Here is a 5521-nt window from a genome sequence, read left to right as displayed (position 1 = left end):
ATCTAAATCCAGACTATTTCCCCACATATTGCGACAAAAATAGACTTGCAATGTGCCTGTCGAGCAAAGCTGATGAATTCGCAAAATGCGAGAATGATTGCCTAACAAAATACCCTAATGACGAAGCTAAAATATTTGACTGCAGGACTGATTGCAGGGACGAGCACCAATTCGATCGAGAAAGGTGTTACATGAAGTTTTGCCCTGACAGGCCTGGCCCTGGAAAGCCCGGCCATCCTGAGCCGTGACCCTCAGAAGCCAACGGCCCGCCTAGTGCATGTGGCGGGCCGCCGATTTCTTCGGCTTCCGCCAAGTTCAAGCGGCTTAGAATTTCGCGACACTCACCACGATCATCTGCCCAATCGATAGATTGGAGCAGCTATGCCGCGCGCTGGTGGTGTCTATTCAGCCCCTCCGGGCACCAAAGGCAACCCGAACACGACGATCGAGAGCGCGAAATACAACGCGCTTGTTGACGATCTGGTCGCGGACGCGAACGCCGCGCGTCCCGTCACGGCTGGCGGCTCGGGATCTTCAACAGCGGTAGGCGGCAACGACAATTTCAATCTGTACGGCGCCGACATGGCGTCGGCCGCGACACTCAATCTCGCGAACTCGACCGGCTCGATCATCAACGTGACGGGCACCGTGGCTATCACCGCTCTGGGAACGCTTCCGGCCGGCGCCGAGCGGGATCTGGTGTTTCAGGGTGTCCTGACGTTCACGCACAACGCCACCAGCCTCATCCTGCCAGACGCGGCAAACATCACCACGGCGGCAGGCGACGTCGCACGCATGCGTTCGCTGGGGGGCGGCAACTGGAAATGCCTCGCATACCAACGGGCGGCAATCGCTCCCTATGCCGGGCCTTCCAGCACGGAAACCCTGAACAACAAGAGCCTGGTCGACAACACCACGTTCATCATCGACGAGGCCGACGCGACCAAGAAGGTGAAGCTTCAGGTCTCCGGCGTTTCCACCGGCACAACGCGCACGCTGACCGCACCAGATGCCGACGGGACGGTTGCGATAAACTCGCGGCTGATCGGCAGTGGATTCCGCAATCTGAAGGTTCAGGTCACCAGCGACACACAGGTAACGATCACCGCCGACGCGCTCAGCGTCGAGGACACGAGCGGCTATCTGGCGCGTCTCTCCGCCGTCAACGTCACGGCAGCCCTCAATGCATCGGGCGCCAACGGCCTCGACACCGGCGCCGAGGCGGCAAGCACCTGGTACTATGCCTGGGTGATCTGGAACGGCACCACGACGGCCGCTCTGATCTCCATGAGCGCCACGGCACCGACGATGCCCGGCGGGTACACTCACAAGCTGATGGTCGGCGCCATTCGCAATGACGGTTCATCGAACCTCTGGCGGACGCTTCAGTATGGCAGGGAATGCCGCATCGTCATTGGAACCAATCCGGCCGCCAGTGTCCTGATCGCGAGCGGGACCACTGGTGACCCGGCGGTGGGCACCTACACGGATCTGGACCTTTCAGCCTTTATTCCGCCTCTGGCGACCAAGGCGTACTTCACGGTCAGCAATGCCGTCGACACCGGGGCGGAACTGATCCTGTCGCCGAGCGCATCGTATGGCGGCGGAGCATCGTCCACCAATCCGTCCTATGCGTGCTTCATCGTGGCGTCCGCTGCCATCAACGGCTCCCTGCAAATGTACGTGCCGCTGGAGACCGCGCAACACGTCTGGTGGGCCAGCGACAGCGGCTCGAACAAGCTCTTCATCCGTGGCTGGGAATTCAACCTTTAGGAGCGTGACATGGACCGCAATTTCCAGCGGGCGCTTGCACTCACTTTGAAATCCGAAGGCGGCTGGTCGGACAATTCGGCCGATCCTGGCGGCGCCACAATGAAGGGCGTCACGCTGGCGAACTTCCGCCGCTACGTGAAGGCCAACGCCACCAAGGCCGACCTTCGCAAGATCACGGATGAACAGATCGCCACGGTTTACCGGCGTTTCTACTGGGACGCCGTGGCGGGCGCCGAGCTGCCGGATGGCATTGACTATGCCGTCTTTGACTTTGCGGTGAACAGCGGTCCAGGCAGGGCGGCAAAGTACCTCCAGGCGGCATGCGGCGTCGGCGTGGTGCAGGATGGCCGGATAGGACCGGCCACGCTCGCCGCGGTGCGGGCCAAGCCTGCCGGCGTCGTCATCGACAAGCTCTGCGATGCCCGGTTGGCGTTCCTCCGGCGTCTGCCGACCTGGCCGACCTTCGGCCGGGGCTGGGAGAGCCGCGTAGTAGGGGTGCGCATCCAGGCCATGATGATGGCCGAGCCTGTTTTCATTCAGCCCGCGCCGACTTCCACGGTCTCCGGCGCGACGCCGCCGAGCATGCCGCAAGCTCCTACGCCTGCCGCTGCCGCCAAGGAACGCAATCCGCTCTGGGGTGCGCTGTTCGCATTCCTCAAAGCCGTCTTCAGAAGGAAATCACCATGACCGCCGTCATTGTCCGTATTGCGCTGCGCTACGGGTCCGGCGTGCTTGTCGCGCGCGGCCTGCTCGGCTCCGACGACGCTTCAGCCTTCTCTGCCGATCCCGATATCCAGATGGCTCTGGAAACCGGGCTCGGGTTGGCGATCGGCGGCGCTACCGAAGCTTGGCACTGGATGGCCCGCCGCTTCGGCTGGGAGCACTGACATGGTCGAGGTCTTCACCGCGCTTCTCGAATCGTTCCTGCACAATCCAGTCGTCATCGCGATCGGCGCGGGCATCGTCATGGCGGTTGGCGCGTGGATCAGAGGCCGCCTCTCTGGCGCCAAGGCGGAACGCAATAAGCAGGCTCTGGAGCGGCTGGCAGCCCGTGACGAGGCAGACAAGATCGACCAGGCCGTTGCTGGCATGACTGACGCCGAGGTTCTGAAGGAGCAGGCCAAATGGTCGCGCCCAAAATCCTAGCTCTGGCCGCCTTCGTCACCCTTGCCGCCTGCCAGCACGCGGGCGGCAGTTTCTGCGATGTCGAGAAGCCGAACCGCAATCCCGTCGATGACATGACGGCGACCGAAGCGCGGTCGGCACTCGCGCACAATCTCAAGGGCGCCAAACTCTGCGGCTGGAGGCCATGATGCACGAATTCCTCGACTTCCTCGGCATCAAAGGCCCTGTTGTGGCTGCAGGCCTCGCCGGCGGCATCCTGAGGGCTCTCTCGCGCCACCGCTACAAGATCCGTGAGATGATCGCCTCGCCGATCTGCGGGGCATTGGCGGCGGCCTACCTGACCTTGCCGACGGTGTCTTACTCCCAAGCCATCGGACTCCCGATCCCCGACACCAAGGATGAAACGACCATCCTCGCCGCCGCCTTCCTGATCGGAGTGTCGGCGATGTGGATATCCGACATCCTGTTCGAGTTCGTAGTGCGGAAGTTCAGACCGGCCGTCCAGGATTAGGCGCTTCATCCCAGGGAAATTCGTCTTCTTAAATATTTAACCAACCCCTGCAATGTTACCTGCGGGGATTACTGCTATGAACGAGCTGCACTTTGGTGACAACCTAGATGTTCTGCGGGCTATGCCTGCGGAATCGGTGAACTTGATCTACCTAGATCCACCCTTTAATTCGAACGCGAATTACAACGTTCTCTACGGGACCAAGCATGGGGGCGCGTCTAAAGCTCAGTCGCATGCTTTCGAGGACACATGGACTTGGGGTAGAGATGCGCAAAGGGCGTTAGACGACACTGCCGAGCGTCACCTGGAAGCCGGCGCGCTCCTCGATGCCTTTCAAAAGGTGTTTCCGACCAGCAATATGATGGCTTACTTGGCCATGATGGCTGTTCGCTTGATCGAGATGCATAGAGTGTTGAAGCCGACAGGCTCGCTGTATCTTCACTGCGATCCAACCGCGAGCCACTACCTCAAAATCCTACTGGATTCGATCTTTAGCGTCCGGGGCTATGTCAACGAGATAGCTTGGAAGCGCTACGGCGCTCACAACGATGTTGGCCAAGGCTCGAAGCACTTCGGCCGCGTCCACGACACACTGCTTTTCTATTCGAAGTCAGACGACCGTCGATGGACGCAGCAGTTCACGCCACTCGACCCGAAGTACGTCGAAGAGACGTATCGTTTGGTCGATGAGAAGACGGGAGAGCGATATACAACGACACCGTTGACCGGTCCCGGCGGTGCCGAGAAGGGGAATCCGGTCTTTGAATGGAACGGGCATACGCGCGCATGGCGCTACAGCAAGGAAACGATGCAGAGGCTCCACGATGAGGGGCGCCTGTACTACTCCCGAACCGGCTATCCCCGAAAAATTCTGTACCTTAGCGAATCACAGGGCGTGCCCGCGCAATCGATTTGGGCCGATATCCCGTCGCTCTCGGGAGCGCATAAGGAGCGCATAGGGTATCCGACGCAGAAGCCGCTCGCCCTCTTGGACAGGATTATTCTGACATCTTCGAATGCTGGCGACGTGGTGCTGGATCCATTTTGCGGCTGCGGAACGGCTATCGAGTCGGCGCAGCGGTTAGGCCGGAGATGGATAGGGATCGACGTTACCTATCTCGCTATACACGTTATAGAAAACCGCCTAGTCAAGGCTTTTAAGGAACCTATAAAGGGGGAGTACAAGCTATTTGGCCGTCCGCAGGATGCGGACGATGCCCTTGCTTTGGCGGCGCGTGATTGGCTGGAATTCCAGAAATGGGCAGTCCTAACCCTAGGCGGCCTTCCAAAGGAAAAGCCCGGCGCGGACGGCGGCATTGATGGCATTATTCGCTACCATCAACTCGGCAGTGAACGAGCGCACCGCGCCATTGTTTCAGTAAAGGGCGGCCTCAATGTCGGTGTCGATGCCATTCATAAGCTGAAGTCGGTTGTCGATCGCGAGGGTGCCGACATCGGCGTTCTTGTCTGCGTCAATCCGCCGACCGCGCCCATGGTCCGCGAGGCAGCATCGATGCGGGAGGTTGGCCCCGCTTCCAGGAAGGTTCAAAGAATCCAGATCGTGACCATCGATCAGCTTTTCCAGGCGGGCGCCGTACAGGTACCCGGGATGCTGGAATCGCCGGAAGTCATAGCACCGCCACCGCCGGCCAAACGTGGGCGAAAGCGCGTAGAGGGGCAGACCGAGATGCTTTTCCCTATCGAGGGTGCACCCGAAATCCCAAAGCGCAAAGGCAATCGTCAAATCCGTCCCGTCGAAATTGAAGTCACCAGATCGGCTTACACGCGCAAGGTCAAATAGAGTTTCGTCGGGGCATCGCCCGGCTCTATTGCATTCCAAGCGGCTTAGAATTTCGCATTCGCCGCCGCCATCCTGCCCGCCATGGCCAAGGCGGACAAGCGCACCCCGGATCAGCAGAAGCAGGGCGAGACCCTTCGCAAAGAGGGGTCGAAGTGGCTTGCGCGCGTCGAGGCGGCCGGCAAGCTCGAAAAGCAGTGGATGGACGACGCCGAAAAGGCGGTGAAGGCCTACACCGGCGAGACCAAGTCCGACGACCTGAGCACGTCCGCCACGCTCGGCAACACTTACGACTTCAACATTCTGTTCGCCAA

8 protein-coding genes are annotated in these 5521 nt (G+C 60.3%); all 8 read left to right on the top strand.

Annotated elements, in window-relative coordinates:
* Window positions 1-381: 381 nt before the first annotated feature.
* Entirely contained in the window at window positions 382-1773 is a 1392-nt protein-coding gene (locus EOA33_RS39190) for a hypothetical protein (protein WP_190234339.1), read from the top strand.
* 9 nt (window positions 1774-1782) lie between these two features.
* Window positions 1783-2460 (top strand): glycosyl hydrolase 108 family protein, encoded by a 678-nt coding sequence (locus tag EOA33_RS22335; protein ID WP_127406615.1) that lies wholly within the window; start codon window positions 1783-1785, stop codon window positions 2458-2460.
* Entirely contained in the window at window positions 2457-2660 is a 204-nt protein-coding gene (locus tag EOA33_RS22330) for a hypothetical protein (RefSeq protein ID WP_127406614.1), read from the top strand. The genes EOA33_RS22335 and EOA33_RS22330 overlap by 4 nt, the downstream gene beginning before the upstream one ends.
* Window position 2661: 1 nt before the next feature.
* Window positions 2662-2919: an ABC transporter permease gene (locus EOA33_RS22325; RefSeq protein WP_127406613.1), complete on the top strand. Its 258-nt coding sequence runs from the start codon at window positions 2662-2664 to the stop codon at window positions 2917-2919.
* Window positions 2898-3086 carry a hypothetical protein gene (locus EOA33_RS22320; RefSeq protein WP_127406612.1) on the top strand — a complete coding sequence of 63 codons (189 nt, stop codon included), beginning with the start codon at window positions 2898-2900 and terminating at the stop codon, window positions 3084-3086. The genes EOA33_RS22325 and EOA33_RS22320 overlap by 22 nt, the downstream gene beginning before the upstream one ends.
* A complete protein-coding gene (locus tag EOA33_RS22315; RefSeq protein ID WP_127406611.1) occupies window positions 3086-3409 on the top strand; it encodes a hypothetical protein in 324 nt (107 codons plus the stop codon). The genes EOA33_RS22320 and EOA33_RS22315 overlap by 1 nt, the downstream gene beginning before the upstream one ends.
* Before the next feature lie 76 nt (window positions 3410-3485).
* The gene (locus EOA33_RS22310; protein ID WP_190234338.1) at window positions 3486-5210 is read left to right on the top strand and encodes a DNA methyltransferase; all 1725 of its coding nucleotides are present in this window, start codon (window positions 3486-3488) and stop codon (window positions 5208-5210) included.
* An 81-nt stretch (window positions 5211-5291) separates the two neighbouring features.
* On the top strand, window positions 5292-5521 hold a 230-nt coding region (locus EOA33_RS22305), incomplete at its 3' end, for a hypothetical protein (RefSeq protein WP_145989236.1).

Source organism: Mesorhizobium sp. M4A.F.Ca.ET.050.02.1.1 (genome assembly GCF_003997725.1).
Lineage (GTDB): Bacteria > Pseudomonadota > Alphaproteobacteria > Rhizobiales > Rhizobiaceae > Mesorhizobium.
Note: the sequence above shows the minus strand (reverse complement) of the source record. Positions and strands in the feature narration are given on the sequence as shown.

What these genes read in the sequence shown, in the direction of transcription:
- EOA33_RS22335 (WP_127406615.1), top strand. Translation starts at nt 1,783, where the DNA reads ATGGACCGCAATTTCCAGCGGGCGCTTGCACTCACTTTGAAATCCGAA.
- EOA33_RS39190 (WP_190234339.1), top strand. Translation starts at nt 382, where the DNA reads ATGCCGCGCGCTGGTGGTGTCTATTCAGCCCCTCCGGGCACCAAAGGC.
- EOA33_RS22320 (WP_127406612.1), top strand. Translation starts at nt 2,898, where the DNA reads ATGGTCGCGCCCAAAATCCTAGCTCTGGCCGCCTTCGTCACCCTTGCC.
- EOA33_RS22310 (WP_190234338.1), top strand. Translation starts at nt 3,486, where the DNA reads ATGAACGAGCTGCACTTTGGTGACAACCTAGATGTTCTGCGGGCTATG.
- EOA33_RS22315 (WP_127406611.1), top strand. Translation starts at nt 3,086, where the DNA reads ATGCACGAATTCCTCGACTTCCTCGGCATCAAAGGCCCTGTTGTGGCT.
- EOA33_RS22330 (WP_127406614.1), top strand. Translation starts at nt 2,457, where the DNA reads ATGACCGCCGTCATTGTCCGTATTGCGCTGCGCTACGGGTCCGGCGTG.
- EOA33_RS22325 (WP_127406613.1), top strand. Translation starts at nt 2,662, where the DNA reads ATGGTCGAGGTCTTCACCGCGCTTCTCGAATCGTTCCTGCACAATCCA.